The sequence below is a fragment of the Rhodopirellula bahusiensis genome (assembly GCF_002727185.1).
GTDB classification, from domain to species: domain Bacteria; phylum Planctomycetota; class Planctomycetia; order Pirellulales; family Pirellulaceae; genus Rhodopirellula; species Rhodopirellula bahusiensis.
This window is the reverse complement of sequence record NZ_NIZW01000023.1, coordinates 98,092-116,749: the sequence shown is the minus strand read 5'-3', so window position 1 is coordinate 116,749 and position 18,658 is coordinate 98,092. Positions and strand designations below refer to the sequence as shown.

The window sequence follows — 18,658 nt, the reverse complement described above, 5'->3', positions numbered from 1 at the left end:
GGTCGCACACTGGAAACGAGCCATTGCCGCCGCAAACGGCTTCCGAACCTACCGACTGTCCGCATGATCACGCAAACCGCAAGGTGCGCTCCAAGGTTAAAACTGTCGTCAACGCTGCAGCTCACTGTCGACCGAATCCATCTCGCTCCGGAATCGCTCGCGTTCACGAGCCAACGCGGTTGCCGATGCCGCGCCCGTCCAAGTGCTCAACGCAGGTTTTCCGAACAGATGAAACCAAAGTGTGCCAAGGATCAGAAATGCAAACGCGTGGATGCCAAACAAAATTCCGTTCTCGGGTGGAATCGCTCGAAAGTAGAGCATTGATAGGAAGCAAGCGATCGCGGTCAGCGTCGAAAGCGAACTGGCCTTCCAAGAATTCTTCAGTCGCAGTCGCCTACCGCAAATGTCGCAATTGCATCCGGGCAGCACGAAACGCGATCGGTTCACCGGATGATGGCAAACCGGGCACTTCGTAGACCCCGAACGGGAAGAGCCGATCGGTTGAGCGGTCGGGGAACGATACGGATTTGGCTCGGTTTCCAATGGTTCGCAATGCAGTGAATGATTCACGACGCAACAACGAACACGTCGGTTGCGGACCGGTACAAGGTAACCCAATGCAACGGTCGTTGAAGCGTGCGACCAATGTCGGCGAGTGGTAGGATGAAACCCCGCAATCGACAAGCCTGGTCGATTCACCTGCTGATACAGCCCCCGCCTTCTTCTGACCATTCCAATGCAACTCGCGAAACGAGCGTCCGTGACGATGCGTCTTAGCTTCATTGCCGCTGTCGTCGTCGCTCTAGGTTGTCATCAGTCCGTTGCATTCGGCCAGCGAACTGATGAAGCGACGTTGCTGAGTGCATCGGCCGCCAATGAGGAACTCGATTCGGGAGTTTCAATCAGCAAACTCGACGAACACGTTCGAGAATCGCTGTTCGGATCCGACCTCTTCGCCGACAACGTGCTGGAGATTCGAAGGCTCGCGTCCAACCTTCCTGCCGAAGAACGATTGCAATTTCTCGTTGACTGGATTTTGCCTTCGCAATCACTTGAAAGCTTTCGCGTGTCGGGTGCTTCACCACCAACCAATCCGTCACCTGCCGTTCAAAAAGACGCCGCCTTCGAGCCGCATCAGGCGCATGTTGTCTCGCCCGTCTTTGACGCCTTGCTGCTCGCTAAGCAACAAGGGAAATTGGATGAGCTGCGTCGGCGAGTGGTGTCAGTCGTTCCGCGAAGCCCGAATGACGGGCGATCACGTCAAGCGATGTTGGCACTGATTGATCTTGAAATGGGCAACGAAGCCGGCGCCGAAGAGTCCATCGCATCGCTTCACGAACTGACGTCCAAGGTCAAAGATCACTCACTCGCTGAATTATGGCCGGCCGCGTTGGTGGCACATCGAGGGACGCCGCAGTTCGCGCAATCACGCGTTCTGGGAGAACTGGTCTCGTACCTCTATCAAACATGTGTCGTTCGCAAACGTGCGGATCTGCCTCACTCGTTCGTCAGCCAAATTCGACGAACCAGAACCGAGATGTATGGCCGTCAATTGGTGTCCACCGACGAAGCATTTCGAAAGATCTACGATTCGAGTGCCGACTATTCGCAGCAGTGGATTCCGATTCGCTTGGCGAACGCAATGATGCGAGGGAATGGTGATGCCTCTGCCCAATGGATCCTGGACAAAACCGGAGCGGTGTCGAAACATGGTGGCAGCCACAATGAATACTTGGCTTTCACGACACCCTTGCAAGGTGACTATGGCATCGAAGTGGATCTGAGGGTCAACGATCCCGGACAAGTCTTAGCGGCGGGAAGGATTGTAGGTCCTAGCTATCGAAACAATCGCTTCCGCAGCGGAATCTTGACTTGGGGAATCGAAGACGTCGAACTGAGCCAACCTTTCACGAAGCTTGATCGATGGATTCACTACCGTTCGACGCTTTCGGGCAACACTCAAACAGTCCATTTGAATGGTCGACACGTCCAACAGGAATCGGTCGCACCCAACGCAGCACCTTGGATCGCAATGCGAAGTTGGCATCAAGCCACCGCAGAGTTCCGGAACGTTCACATTGGAGACACACCGGAAATACCAAGCGAAGTTTCCTTGTTGACCTCGCATGGGCTGTCGGGTTGGACTGACTACTACGGTGGCTCTCTTGCTCAGTACAAAGGCCAATGGAAACGCGTCGACACCGGACGTGGGGACACGATGATCGTGAGCCCGGAACGCGAAGATTTGGATCAGTCGTATCACGAAAGTCTGCTTCGATATTTCCGGCCGCTGATGGCCGGCGATCGAGTGGAGTTCGAATTCTACTATGACCCCGGAAAGGTGAGTGCACATCCGGCGCTCGATCGACTTGCGTTTCTCATCACCAGCGACGGCGTGGCTGAGCACTGGATCACCGACGGTCCCTTCGATCGTAGCAAGCTGCGGCCCGACAACATCACGGTCGTGTCCGACTACCAACGTCACGAAGGAAAACTCCCGCTGAAACCGTCCCAGTGGAATCACCTTGAACTGCAGTTGGTCAACGACGCAGTCCAGATTTCACTGAATGATCAGCTCGTCTACGAACGACCTTTGGACAGTGAAAGCGACCGCACGTTTGGATTGTTTCACTTTGCCGATCGCGAAGAGCTCAGAGCAAAAGCACTGACTCTACGTGGCAACTGGCCGACACAGTTGCCGGAAACGCAGTCACTCGCCGACCCTATCCCTCATCGGCTGCAGATGGAGCTTGCTGATCTGGCCTCCGTGTTCTCGCATGATTTTCGGGACGAAGCGGGCACGAACCGATACTTCAATGCCAAGACGCTTCAAAACAGCGGAAATGCCAACACCACTGGTGAAGGCTTGCGGCTATCGGCTACTTCGCTCGGACCTTGGAAACAGCTCGGCGCAAATCCTCAATTCTCGATGCGTGGTGACTTCGATGTGGTTGCGGAGTTTAGCCAAGCGATCGTTCCTGAGTCGGGTGAGCTCGCGCGTGCTGCGGTCACCATCACGCTCGATGACCCGCTCTCACGAAAACTGATGATGGCGAGTGGGTATTCGATGGATCACGGCAAGAATTTGTTAGGTTCGATCAATCTCAATTACCCGGACGGGACCAGACGTTATTCGTCGGGAAGAAGTTCGTGTGAGTCAAACTCTGGCAAACTCCGAATCGCTCGACGAAAGGAACAGATTTACTTTCTATTTGCGGAAAAAGGCAGCAATACCTGGCGACTAATTCACCAAGAGAAGGGCTCGACCGGAGACGTCCCGCTTGGCGGAATCCAGCTCATTTGCATCATCAAAGGCAAAGCGACCACGTCGGCAACATGGAACAACATTTCGTTGCGAGCCGAGGAAATGATGGTTTCGCCATCGCCTGACCTCAAGCCAGTCCTATCGGTCGTTCGCGTCGACGGAACGGAACTGCGCGATCTGGCCAAACCCTCTGAAGCACTGTTGCACGTCGGATCGCCAGTTTGGTCGCCCGACGGAACACAGATCGCCTACGATCAGCAAGCCGGAACCACACTGACGGCTCGGTTGATGCGAGTTGAAAAGTCGGGCGGCGATCCGGTTGATTTGGGTTTCGGTTCGATGCCGACATTCTCACCCGACGGAACGCAAATTGCCTTTTCGGCTGCTCGACAGGGCGTTGGGATCATGGACGCCGACGGTACCAATCGAACGATCCTTGATCCGAGTGGTTGGGGAATTCAGTGGTCACCAGTTCCGAATCGACTCGCCTACAGCAAAGGAGGCAGCCTGTTCGTTTGGGACCTCAACAAGTCGACGAGCAAGTCCATTCTGCAGGGACCGGATGCCACTCGATACAGCTACGTTTACTGGAACATGAGCTGGTCACCGGACGGGAAAAAGATCGCGATCAAAGGAAGACGTCGCGACAATTCGGGCGATGAGATCGCGGTTGTCACGTTGTCCAGTCCGGCCCGGCTTCGTGTCATCGACACGCCGGCAAAGGTTGGCGGTGACATGAGCTGGTCTTCGGACAGTCGCCACCTGCTGTTTCCAATGCAAGTCATCGAATCGAAGCGGAACCAGTTGCATTTTGTGGACGTGGAATCCCCTGGCGTGCCAAAGATTTGGCCCAATCAACCAATCGATCGACAAATTTCTGGAGTCGATCTTTCACGCGATGGAAAGTGGCTCGCCATCACCGCGAGACCCGACCCACGCGTCGTCCCCTGGCAAAATCAGTCGGAACCTTCATCGAACCCGCTCTCCTCCCGCTGAAGCAAGGCATATTCGTCCTTCGTGGTGACTCGCATCCTGCCCCAAAGTGTCGAGATTCAAGGTCGCGGATCGAGCACAGCAGCTGCGAGGTAGCCCATCCCAGCTGCAACACTTCCGAATACTGGACCAATCGGAAAGATGAATGCCATCGCAGCCATAGCCGGGTTGCCGCATCTCGGTACATTCGAAGGAAGTGTCGCAGCGTACTGAGCGTCAACGTAGAGTCCATATCCACCGAAGCCGACACACGCGAGAAAGACGATCGCAAAACTGGCCAAAGCCCATCGCCGTCGGTTGATGCGTGGCTGAGCAATTTGGTCGAGGCAGTGGCGAGTTGTCTTGTATGGGTTGGTGGAACTCATGTGACTCAATCCTGAACGAGGCTTTGAGAATCGCGGCTGATACGCCAGCCGACCATTCGTCAATTCTATCATCATGCTGCAAGACGAGATGAACCTGAACTGAACAAATTCTCGCGCCTCAAATCTGAGTTCATCCCAATTCATCTGTGGAAAAAGACTTATTGAAGACTGCCAGGAATATTGGCCACAAATGAATGACGATGAACACAGATGACCGACGATGAATTCAACACGCTGACAGAGGGGATCATGTTGTTTCGCAACTCGCGTTTTCGACGTTGTCCTCGTGCCGTTTCCAGGCCGATCTCAGGTATCGTTGCGTCTGTTTGTACAACACCGCAGCGGGCACGGATGTGTACAGACAAGACCAGACCCCCGAGATGAGCTTCGCAAGAAAGTCTTGTGAATCGCCAATCCAGATCAGCGACGCGAAAACAGAGAAGAACACCATCGGGCCGAAAAGCAACCACACACCGACCAAGGTCAAGCGAGTTGGCGGGGCAGACGCGAGAACACTGTATCTTGGAACAAAATTGTCGTGCCAGACGTCTTGGTTGAGACGTTCGCCAATCGGAACGTAGCCTTTCCTAGTGGGCAGTAACGGCAGATCTGCCGCTTCGGTGCTCTCAGTGTCAACGTTCATGAATGCTCTTCGGCCTTTTTTCTGTCTGTCCTGCCCCGCAAAGACCGTTCAATCACTTGCCGCTCTCGGTCCAATTTCAATCTCCAGGCGATAAAGTCCGGCAGCGTCACGATTGCGTAGACTACCACGGTGGACATCAGAATGGCGACCGCCAAATTGCAAGCGAGCCCGATTGAATGGTAGGTGGAATCGTACTCGCAAGGTCCGGTTCTATGACGAGGATGGTTGGTTGATCGATCTGTGCGAGAAAAGACAGGCCAGCCATAGTGGATTGTCTGCGGCTCCCGCAAGCATCGATTCGGCAATGGGCCAAGGTAGCGAACCAACTGATGTACAGGCGATGCAACCTGATTGAGCGCAAGCACGAATGCAGTCAGCGTCGTACACAGCAACAGCATCCGAAGTGAATAGCTTTTTCGCTTCATTCCTCACCCTCGCGAGACTCAAAATTCAGGCGTTCGTTTTCGCGAAGGAATGATCTTAGAATGCTTGCCCAACCCGCAAAGATTCCAAGCAATCCACCGATGTAGCTGGCGTTGTGAAGCGAGGCAGTTCGACGGAACGCGATTGGATCGGTGATCATCGCTTCACGTAGCATTGAGTCAACGTCAGGGTTGGATCCGGCGAAGACAAAGGCTAGGAGCAACCCGAGTGCTCCGACCAGCATTGTCGTTGACAGGACGACTACGAATGAGCGGAGCACCGCGAACACATAGCCAATATCACTGCGGACAAGCATCCCGGCCGGAATCAGAAAGAGTCCGATGAACGCGCCCATCCACCAAGACGCGTGCCATCCAACGATTGCCGCTCCGAGTCGTTCAGGAGTTTCCGGCGAGATGCCAAACTGATCGAATTTGAATTTGGTGAAGTATTCTCCTGAGATGGAATACGAAACCTGATTGTGCAGCATTCCGTAGGCACCTGAAAGCAAGCAGGCCAACAACAGGAACGCCGGCACGGACAGCGATCGAATCACTTTGCCTCCTGCTTCAAGTCGATCGAAACCGACCGATCACCGCGTCCTTTGGGTATCGGAACGAGAGTTCGGAGTGTCTCTCTTTGCCCAAGAGTTGCTACTCGATCGTACTGCAGAACAAGAGTTTCTGGCTGGTGGTAGGTGTCGAAGATTCGAAGAGCACTGGACTTCCCACCGGTCGACACAACGACGATGTCGCGATTTGTCGTGCGCTGCGATGGTGGCTCGAATCCTTCTTTCACTTGGTTGCCAGGCGTGCAGAGCCAGTCGGCGATTTGTTCATCCCAGCATTCCATGTAGACAAGCGATTCCCGTTCGACATCCGGTGGCAATTCAATGTCGATCTGCAGCATGAAGCGACCGCTCCAACGGGCCGATGTAAGCAGAATTGCCGACACGACGAATGTGGCGATGCAAATGAAGCCCGCATTCACGGTCCAGACAAAGAGGCGTCGTCTATCAAATTGGATCATGACGCAAGTAAACGACCGTACGAGAACAGCTCTTCACCGTAAAACAGGAATTGACTGATTCGCGATCGCCATTGAAGTACCTTTCCGACTCATGTTCGGACATCGGACGGAATACAACTCCCGAACCGACAGAGTTTGCGAAACGAAAGTCAGTGGCAAACGGTATGCTGACAATGATAGGAGTTTACACTCGCAAGAACTGCTGGATGAATCGAAACACAAGAACCAAGATTGTGACCGCAGCGACCACGAGCCCCGCAGTCGATCCGAAAAGTAGGTAGGCGATGCCGCCGCTGGCGACCACGACAGTCTGACTCACGTAAGAACGACTGATGTCTCGAAGCAGCATGAGTTTGGTCTTCTTTTCGGCTCGGATAGCGTTTCCTGCAGAGAGGCTCGCATTAGATGTTCATTTTAAGATGTCAGCTCTGCGGGCGTTTGTATTCTACGAAACCTTCGATGGCTTGGTACTGTGCCAATCCGAGTTGATCGTAGGTGCGAGCGGTGGATGCGTTGCGGGCTTCTGCGCGTTGCCAAAACTCACGTGCGTCGGCGCCGGGGAACAAGGCTCGGTCCTTCTGTGATTCGTGCTTGAAAATCGCCGCCCGTTTTCGGTCGACTTCCTGCGGACTCAGTGGCACAGCCATCTCAATTTCGTGCGGTGCCCATTCTTGCCAAGCACCGCGGTACAGCCAAACGACGCAATGGCTCATCCATTCGTCGTCCTGGCATCGCTCGCACGCAGCCAACAAAATCTCGAGGCAGGTTCGATGCGTCCCGTGCGGGTCACTGAGGTCGCCGGCTGCGTAGATTTGATGCGGCTGGACCTCGCGAAGCAGGTCGACCGTGATTTGAATATCAGCGTCGCTAATCGCGCTCTTTCGAACGACACCCGTTTCGTAAAACGGCAACTCCAGGAAGTGCAACCGCTCGGCAGGAACACCGCAAACGATCGCGCCCTCTTCGGCTTCTCCTCGACGGATCAATCCCTTGAGTCGTTGCATTTCGGGGATGTCAACTTCTCCGTGGTCCTTGTCGCCCAGGAACTCGATCATCCGTTTGGTCAGTTCAACCACCGGAGGAGTCAGCAAGTCGAACTCTTTGCAAAACTCACGAGCGAATTTGGCGAAGCGGATTGCGTCGCCGTCGAAGACCGCGATGTTACCGGACGTTTGGTAGGCAACGTGAACCTCGTGACCTTGATCGGCGAGCCGGGTCAGGGTTCCTCCCATTGAAATGACATCGTCATCGGGGTGAGGTGAGAACAGGACAATGCGTTTCGGAAAGACAACATCGGGCTGGTTCGGCTTCCCGGCAGGCCATCCCGTGATCGTGCTTTGCAAATGCCGGAAGACACGGAGATTGATCTCGTAGGCCGATCCATGTTCGGCCAACAAATCTTGCAGACCGTTTTCGTTGTAGTCTCCGTCGACCAGCATCAAGACGGGTTTCTGCAACGCTTGCGAAAGATCGATCACGGCGCGGCGGACCATCGTGTCATCCCAGATGACTTTGTCGACCAGCCATGGTGACTGAATAACCGTCAACTGAGCCGCGGCGGCTCGATCGAGGATCAGTTCTGTGTCGGGGTGCTGCTGCAAAGACGTGGCGGGAACCGAAGGTGCGAGCTCGCCCTCGATCGTACGAGCGATGATCGATGATTTGCCTTCGCCAAACGCCAGCAAGAAAATCTTACGAGCTTGCAGGATCGTGGCGACTCCCATTGTGATGGCGCGTCGCGGCACATTCTCGACACCAAAGAAATGGCTGGCCGAATCGATCCGAGTCATGCCGTCCAGCGTGATCATTCGCGTCCGTGAATCGGTGCCTGATCCGGGTTCATTGAACCCAATGTGCCCGGTCCGACCAATCCCCAGCAATTGAATGTCGATCCCGCCGGCATCCAGCATCTTTTGGTCGTACGCCGAGCAGCTCTCCGCGATGCTTTCGACGGGCTCGGTTCCATCGGGCAGATGAATGTTCTCGGGACGGATGTCGACATGATCAAATAAATGTTCATGCATGAACCGCGAGTGGCTCTGCAAGCAAGCCGGCTGCATCGGGTAGTACTCGTCCAAGTTGAACGTGACCACGTTCGCCAACGACAAGTTCTCTTCTCGATGCAAGCGAATGAGCTCAGCATAAACATTGACCGGAGAGGAACCAGCAACCAGGCCCAACACGGCTGTTTTCGATTCGGCGGCTCGCGAACGGATCAGATCGGCGATCTCACGAGCAACAGCTGCACTCGCGTCAGTTGATTCGGGGTAAACCCGGTAGGCAATTTTGTTCTTGGGCGATTGCGGAACCAGGTGCGTGGCGTCCGTTCCAGACATGATGTTTCTCTTGGTCGATTCAACGAAAGACAATTCGGCGTGGCTATCTTATAGCGGTTCCGGGCCGGGAGGTCTCGTCGGCGACTTGCCGTGCGTAGTGAGCCGCACCCACGATGCCGGCATCGTTCCCCAAGGTTGCGAATTCGATCTTCAGATGCGAGCTGATTTGCACCAACGTGCGAGGAAAGCATTCTTCCCGAATCGATTTTAGGAATTGCTTGCCGGTGTCGGTTCCGGGGCCTCCGAACGTCATCGCGCCACCCAGAAGCACGACGTCGGGATCGACCACGTGGGCGAACATCGCGATCGCTCGACCAATCAGGATCCCGGTTTGCTCGATCACTTCGCTCGCGATCGTGTCACCGTCCGCCGCCGCATTCGCGATCGACAGTGGGGTGAGCGCCTGCATGTTGCGGAGCGAGCTCTGGGCGTCACTCGTTGCCAGCCTATCGTTCGCCGTCAGAATGACACCCGCCGAGCCAGCGTAGGCTTCCAAATGCCCCGGGAATCCGCAACCGCACATGCGAGCGTCAGCGGCAAAGTCGATCGTGGCATGACCGATTTCCCCGCCACATCCGTTCGCTCCACGAATCGGCCGTCCATCTAGAATGACTCCTCCACCCACGCCGGTGCCAAGCGTCAGCAAGACCAGTGAGTTGGCACGGCACAACCCGTGAGCGGCTTCAGCCAGCGCGGCCGCGTCGGCATCGTTCAGTAGCGCAACCGGTTTTTGAAAGACATCCGAGATTTGTTGACGGAAGTTCAGGTGATGCCAACGATGCAAGTTGGCGGTTTCCGCAAGTGCTTCGGCTTTGGGATCGAGCACGCCAGCCATCGCCAATCCGATCGCGTGCAAATCTTCGATTGAGTGCGACGATTCTTTGAGCGTATCTTCGACGCTGTCGCGGCAGGACTGAAACGCAGAGCCGAGCGATTCGAAGTCCGCCGTGCGAAGGTGATTGCGCCAAATCAACTTGTCGCCACGAAACAAGCCGAATTTGATCGTCGTTCCGCCCAAATCGATTCCGAGCACCCAAGAGCCATCGCCCGATTCGTCGCCGTTCTTTTGGTTGGATCCGTTGGTCGACGCGAAGTTCATGGGCAGTGGTGTGAGACCAGACGGAAGACGAGCGGATGAAGTGAGCGAAGCGAATGGAGCGACCTCTTCACGCAACAGTCTAATTGAAGGAGCGGATGGTTCAGAACGTTTTGCGTGGACTACAATCGTGGGCCCCTCCCTTACCCCACCTTTTCATGGAACTTTGATGAGCTTTTTCACTCGATCGTCAGCGTTGTCCCCGCTATTCATGGCCGCCGCCTTCTTGCTGAGTCTGGGATTCGCGTCCCCGAGCTTCGCCGACCAGCATCCGAAGAAGATTCCATTGTGGAAGGATGGTGCACCTGGTTCAGAAGACCGAATGCACGAACCGGAGGTGTTGACTGGAACGAACGTGTCCAACGTCCACCATCCTTCGATCACCCCCTATCTGCCATCCAAGGCGGACTCGACCGGAACAGCGATTTTGATCGCGCCGGGCGGTGGTCACAGCAAACTGTGTCTGGGACACGAAGGTGATACACTCGCTCAGTGGTTTGCCGAACGTGGGATCGCCGCGTTTGTAATGCGTTACCGACTTTGCCGTGAACCGGATTCGGGATACACGCTCGAAGGCCACGCGATGGACGACACTCGGAGAGCCATTCGTATGATTCGGTCCAAAGCAAAGGAGTGGAATCTGGATGCAAACCGCATCGGCATCCTTGGTTTTTCCGCGGGAGGCGAACTGACCGCATACTCCGCCATGCATCCGCAACCGGGCAATGCCAAGTCCGATGATCCGATCGAACAAGTCAGCAGCCGTCCGGATTTTCAGGGGCTGATCTACCCAGGCAAATCGGACACCTTCACCGTATCAGAAGGGATGCCGCCCGCCTTCATCGCGTTTGGATATCACGATCGAGAAGACATCGCAGTTGGAATGGCGAAGGTCTATCTCAAGTACAAGGAGGCCGACGTTCCGTGCGAGATGCATGTCTACAGTGAAGCCGGTCACGGATTCGGTTTTCGCGACAACAGCACCAGCGCCGCAGGGCGATGGCCAGAACGAATGCTGGAGTGGCTTGTCGATCGCGATCTGTTGAATCAGAAATGAGCCCAGTTGTGGTCACTCAGCGAGAGCGTTTCAGTTGGCTAGGCGGAACTCCGTAGACACGCTTGAACGCTCGAGAGAATTGGAACGCGTCAGCGAACTGAAGCATTTCCGCCACATCGCGAACCTTCATTCCTTGCGTGAACAGCAAGTCCGCCGCGTAGTTCATTCGCAATCGCAACAAGTATTGGTACGCACCGCGTGCGGCGTACCGTTTGAACAGACGCGAAACGTAGACGGTTGTGTAGCCGCACTGTTCAGCGACCTGTGCGATCGACGTCAGATCGCGAAAGTTGTCTTCCATGTACTGGCGAATGTCTTCGTAGACTTCAAACGCCTTGGGTGAATCACCCTCGGTCGTTGATTTTCGTTGAGCGATCTTGATGATCATGGCGCGAGTCATCAAAGAAACGATGTCACGCGAACGGAATTGGTCGTCTTTTCCTTCCGTCGAGATGATCGAAAACAAATCGGTCAGTTCTTTCACGTTCCTGACTTGCAGCGGGTAGCCACGAAGCAGATTGGCCTCCAGCAACAGACTTTTTGCGTCGGTTCCGTACATGTCCAAGTAGTACTTGCGCATTCCGGTCTTCGAACTGTTTTCGATTCGGTGCCGAACACCTGGTCCGTAGGCGAAAACGGTGCCGCGTTTAAGGTCAAACCACTCGTTTTCAAGCTGCAATTTGCCTTCGCCTTGATCGACGAATTCCAAACCCCAGAATGGGAAATTGCTGCGTTCGATCACGTAATCCAACGACGTCCGCTCCATTCCGCCACAGACAACTGTGAACCGACTCGCGCGATCTGGATCGAGATCCAAATAGAAATGAGAGGCCTCAACGGTTTGTTTGGAGACGAACTCCGGCGCCTGAATATCTTCCATCACGTTGCCCCAGGATGATCGAGACACTTGCGATTCTTGTGTTTCGCCATCCAACTTGTGTAGAAATTAGGTGTATAGATTTGTCGCAGCTAATTCTTCAATCTTCATTCTGTCCAATCAATCGCAGGGTCTGGGATCAATTGAACGCGAAAACGGATGCCGAAACAACCGGAGCACGAGTTTAATTCCTGCTATCAGAAACCCATCGTAACTGCTCAAACACCGCAATGCTATGCAAGTTTCGTTAGAGGTACAAAAATTCACAGTGGCCAGGGGTTCCAGTATCGCTCGCTGGAGGTGATCCATGCTCAGGCAACACGACAATGAAGCTTTGGCCTCGTAATCCGCCGGGAAATATTGGTCAGACTCTTCAGTCGACCACTCCATCTGACTTGCTCCTAGCAGACTCTGGCTCGCCAAACGATAGCAGAACTTGCTGATGAAAGCAGAGCCGATCGCCCCCACCTCCGTGACCGCCAGTTTAAGAATGTGCCAGGTTAAGAATGTGCACATCGAAACGGCTGTCGGTTCGATCTAACGGGCGATCGCCGGACTCTATGGACACCCAAGAACGGCTTAGTGACCGTAGGCTCTAAGGAATATCTCGAAAGTGTTTAAGAAAAGCTATCTGTGATCAGGATGGCTATGGCCGATTGTTAACTTCAAGGCAGAATAGACCCCGTTGATCGCCGTCTGCCGAGGGTTGCCCGCCTTAAACAGCCCGCAACCGGATGGTGTCGGCCGCCACGCGTTGTCTTGCACGTGGTCGTCCCTGAGCAGCACCCTTTTCCATCTGGATTTGTTTCCAAATCCTCATCCGTTCTCGATTGGAGTATTTCTTCATGCTTAAGTCCCCTTCGCAACGCACAGGCTTCACGCTTGTCGAGCTGCTGGTCGTGATCGCGATCATCGGTGTCCTCGTTGGTTTGTTGCTTCCCGCCGTGCAGGCCGCTCGTGAAGCTGCCCGCCGCATGAGTTGTAGCAACAACTTCAAACAAATCGGTTTGGCGATCCACAATTACCACAGCGCCTACAACCAATTGCCGATTCATGGTGGCGGTACCACCGATCCTCACTCAGCACAAATCTGGCGACCTTCGGAAGTCTCCAACAACGGTCGTTTGAGCTGGTTGGTCGGCTTGACGCCGTTCATCGAACAACAGGGGCTTTGGGAAATGATCTCAAACCCATTGAACGTGGATTCGCGTGGTGCCAGCCCACCAGCCGCAAGCGGCAACGGTGGAGTCAGTGGCGGAGCGACGCGCAATGGTGGTCCATTCAGCGCAATGGGCCCGACTCCCGATGAGATTCTTTACACGCCATGGGTCACGCAAATGCCCACGTTCCGTTGCCCAAGCGATCCAGGTGTTGGCCTGCCGTCGCTCGGACGTACGAACTACGCAGCCAACTTGGGTGATTCCGCCGAACGTGCTCACCAAGGTGATTGGAACAACAGCGCCCCAATCGGGTACGGCAATATCAGCTCCGGTTTGGCGAACGAGATCCAAGGTGCAGGACGTGGATTCTTCACGGTGCACAAGAGCCGACGTTTTCGCGATGTTCTGGACGGCTTGTCCAACACGATTGCCGCTGGTGAGATCGCAACAGACTTGGGCGACAAAGACGCCCGCACCGCTGCCCTCAACCGAGGTTGGTCGTTCGTTCGCAACTACCCACCAAATGACTGCGACAACTTAGTCGATCCGGCTCGTCCTCAATTCTGGGATGCGTCGCAGAACACCGTCAGCGGTGTCGATGGTCGTGGATTCCGTTGGGCTGAACACTTGCCCAACTTCAGCGGATTCTTCACTGCCCAACCACCAAACAGCCCCATCTGCAACGAGCAGAACGCTGGCAACTCGGGTTGGTACTCCGCTTCGAGTCGTCACCAAGGTGGTGTTCATGTCTTGATGGGTGATGGAGCCGTGAAGTTCCTGACCGACTCGATCGAAGCTGGCAATCAAAGCCAACTTGGCATCAACGCTTACCGATCTGCCGGATCGAAGAGCCCCTACGGCGTTTGGGGTGCTTTGGGCACACGTTCGGCGAAGGAAATCATCGAAGACGTCTTTTGATCAAAACTAACCTTCACGTGCGTCCGCTTCAGTTGCAGGCGGACGCACGTTCTTCCAAACATCCTTCCCACAACAGAACCATGAAATATCGATTCGCTTTGTTTGCCTGCCTTGTCGCTTTTTCCCTGACCGTCGGTTGTGACAGCGGTGAACCTACCAACCTCGCCGGCGAAGTGAGCGACAGCGAGATTGAAGAGTACAACCGCATGCTCCAAGAGTCACAAAAGCAAATGGTTGAATCGGACGAAGCAATGAAAAAGGAAATGAAGTCCAAACGCTAACGGAGACTTCTGTTTTGCTGGCCGCTTTCGCCATCACCCCCACATATCGCTCTGAGTTCGGCACCACCGGTGTCGTGCTCAGAGTTTTTTTATGCGTCCTCGGATGTTGTGTCTTCTTCGGTTGCAAACCAACGTCCGAGCCAAGCCCAAACGCTGCGTCATCCACCGCACTTTCGACTGCGAACGACGTTGCAAACACCGAATCAACCGGTCCGCTGAATGGGCCAATCGAACCGGAACAGATTTTGGCCGCCGGTCAACGAAACGGTTGGCCAGCGGCAGAACGATTGGCCTCCGAGGCGTTGATTCAGTCGCCCGGTGAGATGGAGATCTTGGTTGCAACCGCCGAAGTGAAACAACACTTGGGCAAGAGCGACGAAGTGGCGAGTCTTCTGATTGAGGCTACCGTTGTCGACCAATTTGAGAATGAAGCCTTGGTGCTGCGAGCGGTTGCCGGATTGATGTCGAACGGGCAACTCTTCGAGGCCATTGATCTGCTCACCAAAGTCGTCGAGACGCATCCCGAGCGGAGTGAGACGCGTCGGTGGCTGTTTGATTGCTTGGTCAACTCCGAACAAATTGAGACTGCGCTTCCGCATGGTCGCCGTCTGATTCGCGAGCGACACTTCGATTCAGTTCTTTTGTTTTCGATGGGGCAGAACGAACAACGCGATCGGGAGGTTCAATCGCTGACCGTTCTCTCCCAACGGAATCCGGATGACGCTCGACTAAAGGTTGGCTTAGCACGGATCGCGTTGGACCGCGGTGATTTCGCGAAGGCGGGCGAGTTGCTTCAAACGATTTTTCAGCAACACCCCACGTTCACACCCGCTTGGTCGCTGGAAGCAGAACGCTTGTTCTTGGCTGGCGAACCTGACGCTTTGAAGAGTTGGCTGGACGACGTCCCCATTGAGGTCAAACAATCCGCCTGGAAGTACTGGGCGATCGTCGGGAACCTCGCGATGCAGAATGCTCAACCGTCCGTCGCTGCTCACGCCTACTGGGAAGCGGTCCGAAGAAACGACAGCGTCGGAAAGACTCATGCGAAGCTGGCTCGTTCACTGCAGCTCATCGAAGACGAGCATGAATGGATCACGCTGGAACTGCTCGACGATCTGACTTTGCGTGCGGAGTTACTGGAACGATTGGTACAAGAGAAGGATCGCTTCTACCGGTCGGATATGGAGTCAGCGGAAATCTCAACATCGATCGCTGATTTGCTTGCTCAACTCGGTCGCTACTGGGAAGCAGAAGCTTGGCTGGCCAATGCCATTCGCGAATCGAATGGTGACACAGCTAAGGCAACGAAGCTGCGAGCTCAAATTGTCAGCAAACTGCGAACGGACCTTCCTTGGCAAACAAACGTCCGCTCGTTCGGCGTTCTGAAGTCGTATGCCACCGCGAATCTGCCTTCTCCTTCGCTGGATAGCTTTGCCGGTCCGCAAGAAGCAACTGTCTCGCAGCACACGACGATTCTCGGGGATGACCACCGCAATTCTGCTGACTTCTATCGCTTGGTGGACGAGAGCCGCGAGTTCGGCCTTGCTGGGGCTTCGAATGAACCCGTTATGTTGTCGAACGGAATGATACCGCTCCATTCCCAGTTGGGGTCGGGCGGAGCATCCTTGGACTTTGACTTGGATGGTTGGCCGGATGTATTCCTCGCCGGGTCTTATGAAACAGTCAACGACAGCGATCCCGATTTCACCGAAAGTGATTTCTACAGGAACGAATCTGGACAACTGCGGCCTGTGCGATTGGCGGCGGGGCTGATGAATCGCGGTTTCGCTCAAGGCACGGTGACGGGGGATCTGAACGCGGACGGATTTGTGGATCTCGTCCAGCTGAACTACGGCGCCGACCAATTGTTCTTGAACAACGGAGACGGAACCTTCTCAGAATCGAACGATTGGCTGGATCAAAACGAGATGGCTTGGTCGACCAGTGGAGCCATCGCGGATCTGGACGCCGATGGTATCTCGGACATGATCGTTCTTCGATACTGCGAACCCGATGGACCGATTCGACAGAGATGTCGCGGTCCCGACGGAACGGTCCAGTACTGCCCGCCAACCCACTTCAACGCTGACATAGACCAATTTTTTCGAGGGATGCCGGACGGAGGATTCGAAAGTGCGACGGAGCATTGGGGCACGATCCCGACCAATCCAGGACGTGGTCTGGGGTTAATTGTCGGTCAGCTAGATGAGACCCCATCGACCGACATCTTTGTCGCGAATGACATGACCAGCAATCACTTCTGGTCACGTTCATTGGTCGACAAATCAAAGTTCGCCGAGAGTGGAACACTGTGCGGGTTGGCTCTCAATTGGCGTTCGCGACCTCAGGCCAGCATGGGAATCGCCGCGGCTGATTTGGATGGGGATCACGACCTGGATTTCTATGTCACCAACTTTGAGCAGGAACACAACACTCTGTATCTGCAGCAGAGCCCAGGGATCTGGTCCGACCAAACCCATTCCGCCGATTTGTACGACGCAACTTTCGACTCGCTCGGATTTGGGACGGTCGCCATCGACCTCGACAACGACACATCCGACGAGGTGATGGTTTGCAATGGTCATGTCCACCACGACTCGCCGGCAGGCTACACACAACATCCACAACTTTGGAGGCGATCAAAGCGTGGCTTCGAGTTCTTGCCGAGGCGAAAGCTATCAACGTACTTTCAGGAAAAGCACGTCGGGCGAGCTGTTTGGAAGCTGGACGTTGATCGTGATCGGAATGTCGATCTTATTGTCACTCATCAAGGTGAACCGCCGAGCCTGTTGTGCAATCGAACCGACAAAGCTTCGCTCAATCGTTCGTTGAAACTTCGGTTGGTCGGTACCATCTCCGCACGAGACGCGATCGGTTCGGTGGTGACGGTAACTTGTGGATCCTTTTCTCGCACACAGTGGTTGGTGGCGGGTGATGGCTACATGAGCTCCAGCGACAAAGTCTTGTCGTTTGGATTGGGAGCGATCGATGCCGAAGAATCAATCGAACTTTCGATCACCTGGCCTGATGGCACCACGCAATCGGTTCATACCGAACCTGATCTCGAGTTGTTGATGGTGCAGAACCAAACAACCGCCTTTGTGTTGTCGAGTGACTCAGACGCCCCAATGATAGCTCGCTTGACGAACGAATCCCTTGATTTCGATCGTGCCGTCAGCCTGAATGTCCATCACTGAGTATCCGTTGCTTTCCGGGCCAGATCCCTCGACCATTGCCGCCATCGTGCAGTAATGAATTCCGCCGATCTCATTCAGATCGTTCTGGTGGCTGTGGCCTTGAAAAACCGCTTTCACGTTGCCGGACTCTTCAAGTGCTTTCCTGACATCGACGCAGTTCTTGACCCCGTGGTGGTTGCTGACATCGAGCCGCTGATGAGCAAAGACCACTGTCGGTTTGGAGTTCGATTTCAGGTCGCCACGCAACCACTCCATTTCCTCCGCCGAAACGTTCGGGTCGGTCCATTGGAAGTTTCTTCGTTGATAGGGTTCGCCGTCGCTTCGGAAACAGGAATCCAACACGATGAAGTGAATCCCTTCGCGGTCGAAAGAGTAGTAGGAACGTTCTTGACCAACGCCGCCAAGAAACTCTTCTTTCGTCAGCGTGTCGACGCAGTGATTGCCGAGCACATAGTGTCGATCATCGCAAATCGCTGAGAACTGCTTGTTGATGGTCTTCAGATAACCTTGCTCAACATCGACAGAATCCGCCGCGTCAATCAGGTCGCCCAACTCGACGACAAAGTCCGGGCGATCGGCGGCGAATTGCTGACTGGCCGCCTGCAATTTGTCCAGCGTCTCACGATAGTGACGCGAGCCAGCGGGCGATTTGTCGGCGTAGTGTAAGTCGGTGATCAGACCAACGCGAACTGACTTGGCATGTTCGCTGGCTGTTTCATCTGAGAACAGTTGGTGCTTGGTAAGTGCAGCTCCGGCCAATACCAGCGTTCCGTTTCGTAAGAGTGCTCGTCTTCCCACCAACTTCTGCATCAAATCGTTGTTCGGTTGGCTAGTCGTCGTGGGGTGATTTGAAACGCTATTCATGGCCGGCAATTGCTCGTCGAAAGTCGTGATTGGGACTGCTGCGACAATCTACTGATTTTGCGCTTCCGCGAAAGTGAATCTCTGGTCATCCGAAAGAAACTATTCGTTCCTTGTGGAAAACGACCAACGAACCGCTAAGAAACGAAGTGGATTC

15 protein-coding genes are annotated in these 18,658 nt (G+C 54.7%); 5 read left to right on the top strand and 10 right to left on the bottom strand.

The genetic code is table 11. The features are described from left to right. Positions 1-108: 108 nt before the first annotated feature. Positions 109-447: a hypothetical protein gene (locus CEE69_RS24615; RefSeq protein WP_233215603.1), complete on the bottom strand. Its 339-nt coding sequence runs from the start codon at positions 445-447 to the stop codon at positions 109-111. A gap of 289 nt (positions 448-736) precedes the next feature. Here CEE69_RS24615 and CEE69_RS24610 point away from each other — a divergent pair, with 289 nt between their 5' ends. Next, positions 737-4,261: a DUF1583 domain-containing protein gene (locus CEE69_RS24610; RefSeq protein WP_099263251.1), complete on the top strand. Its 3,525-nt coding sequence runs from the start codon at positions 737-739 to the stop codon at positions 4,259-4,261. A 56-nt stretch (positions 4,262-4,317) separates the two neighbouring features. Here the strand turns inward: CEE69_RS24610 and CEE69_RS24605 are convergent, their stop codons facing one another. The 7 genes from CEE69_RS24605 to CEE69_RS24575 all read right to left on the bottom strand — a co-directional run bounded on the left by CEE69_RS24605 (position 4,318) and on the right by CEE69_RS24575 (position 10,153). Then, positions 4,318-4,623, bottom strand: a complete 306-nt coding sequence (locus CEE69_RS24605) for a hypothetical protein (RefSeq protein ID WP_143549327.1) — start codon at positions 4,621-4,623, stop codon at positions 4,318-4,320. A gap of 247 nt (positions 4,624-4,870) precedes the next feature. Continuing rightward, positions 4,871-5,266, bottom strand: coding sequence for a hypothetical protein (locus CEE69_RS24600; protein ID WP_099263249.1), 396 nt, complete (start codon positions 5,264-5,266; stop codon positions 4,871-4,873). A 421-nt stretch (positions 5,267-5,687) separates the two neighbouring features. Then, on the bottom strand, positions 5,688-6,245 hold the full coding sequence (locus CEE69_RS24590) for a hypothetical protein (protein WP_099263247.1): 558 nt from the start codon (positions 6,243-6,245) through the stop codon (positions 5,688-5,690). Continuing rightward, positions 6,242-6,598, bottom strand: coding sequence for a hypothetical protein (locus CEE69_RS24585; RefSeq protein ID WP_233215602.1), 357 nt, complete (start codon positions 6,596-6,598; stop codon positions 6,242-6,244). Before CEE69_RS24585 ends, CEE69_RS24590 begins: the two co-directional genes overlap by 4 nt. 304 nt (positions 6,599-6,902) lie before the next feature. Next, positions 6,903-7,067: a hypothetical protein gene (locus CEE69_RS32920; RefSeq protein WP_199169935.1), complete on the bottom strand. Its 165-nt coding sequence runs from the start codon at positions 7,065-7,067 to the stop codon at positions 6,903-6,905. A 73-nt stretch (positions 7,068-7,140) separates the two neighbouring features. Then, on the bottom strand, positions 7,141-9,054 hold the full coding sequence (locus tag CEE69_RS24580; protein WP_099263245.1) for a glucosamine-6-phosphate deaminase: 1,914 nt from the start codon (positions 9,052-9,054) through the stop codon (positions 7,141-7,143). Positions 9,055-9,097: 43 nt separating this feature from the next. Beyond that, a complete protein-coding gene (locus tag CEE69_RS24575; protein ID WP_099263264.1) occupies positions 9,098-10,153 on the bottom strand; it encodes an ROK family protein in 1,056 nt (351 codons plus the stop codon). Between the two features lie 208 nt (positions 10,154-10,361). Between CEE69_RS24575 and CEE69_RS24570 the strand changes: the two genes are divergently transcribed. Then, the gene (locus tag CEE69_RS24570) at positions 10,362-11,207 is read left to right on the top strand and encodes an alpha/beta hydrolase (RefSeq protein WP_233215604.1); all 846 of its coding nucleotides are present in this window, start codon (positions 10,362-10,364) and stop codon (positions 11,205-11,207) included. 16 nt (positions 11,208-11,223) lie between these two features. Here CEE69_RS24570 and CEE69_RS24565 read toward each other — a convergent pair whose 3' ends face one another. Further along, positions 11,224-12,087: an AraC family transcriptional regulator gene (locus CEE69_RS24565; protein ID WP_099263263.1), complete on the bottom strand. Its 864-nt coding sequence runs from the start codon at positions 12,085-12,087 to the stop codon at positions 11,224-11,226. Positions 12,088-12,929: 842 nt separating this feature from the next. On the opposite strand from CEE69_RS24565, the gene CEE69_RS24555 reads away from it, so the two are divergent. The 3 genes from CEE69_RS24555 (at position 12,930) to CEE69_RS24545 (ending at position 17,640) form a co-directional block, all read left to right on the top strand. Further along, positions 12,930-14,162 carry a DUF1559 domain-containing protein gene (locus CEE69_RS24555; protein ID WP_099263242.1) on the top strand — a complete coding sequence of 411 codons (1,233 nt, stop codon included), beginning with the start codon at positions 12,930-12,932 and terminating at the stop codon, positions 14,160-14,162. Between the two features lie 80 nt (positions 14,163-14,242). Then, positions 14,243-14,443 (top strand): hypothetical protein, encoded by a 201-nt coding sequence (locus tag CEE69_RS24550; protein WP_008660822.1) that lies wholly within the window; start codon positions 14,243-14,245, stop codon positions 14,441-14,443. Positions 14,444-14,457: 14 nt separating this feature from the next. Continuing rightward, positions 14,458-17,640 carry an FG-GAP-like repeat-containing protein gene (locus tag CEE69_RS24545; protein WP_233215600.1) on the top strand — a complete coding sequence of 1,061 codons (3,183 nt, stop codon included), beginning with the start codon at positions 14,458-14,460 and terminating at the stop codon, positions 17,638-17,640. On the opposite strand, the gene CEE69_RS24540 is transcribed toward CEE69_RS24545, so the two are convergent. Further along, the gene (locus CEE69_RS24540; RefSeq protein WP_390180002.1) at positions 17,560-18,450 is read right to left on the bottom strand and encodes a metallophosphoesterase family protein; all 891 of its coding nucleotides are present in this window, start codon (positions 18,448-18,450) and stop codon (positions 17,560-17,562) included. The two genes, CEE69_RS24545 and CEE69_RS24540, sit on opposite strands and share 81 nt — an antisense overlap. Positions 18,451-18,658: the final 208 nt, after the last annotated feature.